The 1,561-nt window shown below is 63.6% G+C and carries 2 protein-coding genes; both read left to right on the forward strand.

Annotation, left to right across the window (positions count from 1 at the left end; all coding sequences use genetic code 11):
* Nucleotides 1–984, forward strand: a 984-nt coding sequence (locus CIC12_RS12785) for a sensor histidine kinase (protein ID WP_168664471.1), incomplete at its 5' end; no start/stop codon positions are given.
* Nucleotides 981–1,561: oxygen response regulator transcription factor FixJ (gene fixJ / locus CIC12_RS12790; RefSeq protein ID WP_168664472.1), on the forward strand; the 581-nt coding region annotated here is incomplete at its 3' end. The genes CIC12_RS12785 and fixJ, both read left to right, overlap by 4 nt.

Here is a 1,561-nt window from a genome sequence, read left to right on the forward strand (position 1 = left end):
ACCTACGCGGGCCTGCCCGCGGCCGCGTTGACCGAAAGCACCGCCGATGCGCAGGAAATCTACGTGCAAAGCATCCAGAAGTGGTTCGAAGTGCGCCGTCAGTACATCCAGTGGGTGGACGGCCACCTCGCGCAGATGCAGATCGCGACCGACATCACCACCCGCAAGCGCGCGCAGGAACTCGCGCGCCAGCAGGACGAAAAGCTGCAGTTCACGAGCCGCCTGATGACGATGGGCGAGATGGCCTCGTCGCTCGCGCACGAACTCAATCAACCGCTCGCCGCGATCAACAACTATTGCTCCGGCACTGTCGCGCTGGTTAAATCCGGTCGCACGACGCCCGACAACCTGCTGCCGGTGCTCGAAAAAACCGCCCAGCAGGCGGTGCGCGCCGGCATGATCATCAAGCGCATCCGCGAGTTCGTGAAGCGCAGCGAGCCGAAGCGGCAAGCCACGCGCGTCGCCGATATCGTCGCGGACGCGGTGGGGCTCGCCGAGATCGAAACGCGCAAGCGCCGCATTCGTATCGTCACCGATCTGCGCTCGCGCCTGCCGGTGATTTACGTCGACCCGGTGCTGATCGAGCAGGTGCTGGTCAACCTGCTGAAGAACGGCGCCGAAGCGATGGCCGACGCGCGCCCGAACGCGGTCGATCCCGTGATCCGCGTGGTCGTGCGACTGGAGAGCGGTTTCGTCTGCATCAGCGTCGTCGACCAGGGGCCGGGGGTCGACGAAGCAACCGCCGAGCGGCTGTTCGAACCGTTTTACAGCACCAAGTCCGATGGTATGGGCATGGGGCTGAACATTTGCCGTTCGATTATCGAATCGCACCGCGGCCGTCTGTGGGTGGTGAACAACGTCGAGTCCGACGGCCACATCACAGGCGCCACGTTCCATTGCAGTCTGCCTATTGGAGAGCCTGACGGCCCGAGCAACGGCGGGTCAGAGGCGCCGACACCACAAACCGTTACGGGAGAGCTATGAACAGCCCAGTCACCACACAGGAAACTGTCTTTGTCGTCGACGACGACGAGGCCGTGCGAGATTCGCTGCGCTGGCTGCTGGAGGCGAACGGCTACCGCGTGCAGTGCTTCTCCAGCGCCGAGCAGTTCATCGACGCATGGCAGCCGCATCAGCATCCAGGCCAGATCGCCTGCCTGATCCTCGATGTGCGGATGTCAGGTATGAGCGGGCTCGAGTTGCAGGAACGCCTGATCGCCGACAACGCGTCGCTGCCGATCATCTTCGTGACGGGTCACGGCGATGTGCCGATGGCCGTGTCGACGATGAAAAAAGGCGCGATGGACTTCATCGAGAAACCGTTCGACGAAGCCGAGTTGCGCAAGCTGGTCGAGCGCATGCTCGACAAGGCGCGCAGCGAGAGCACCAGCGTGCAGCAGCAGCGCGCCGCCGCCGAGCGCCTGGGCAAGCTGACCGCGCGTGAGCATCAGGTGCTCGAGCGCATCATCGCAGGCCGTCTGAACAAGCAGATCGCCGACGACCTCGGCATCAGCATCAAGACGGTCGAAGCGCATCGCGCCAACATCATGGAAAAGCTCAA

It is taken from the genome of Paraburkholderia sp. SG-MS1, assembly GCF_012275575.1.
In the GTDB taxonomy this organism is placed as follows: domain Bacteria; phylum Pseudomonadota; class Gammaproteobacteria; order Burkholderiales; family Burkholderiaceae; genus Paraburkholderia.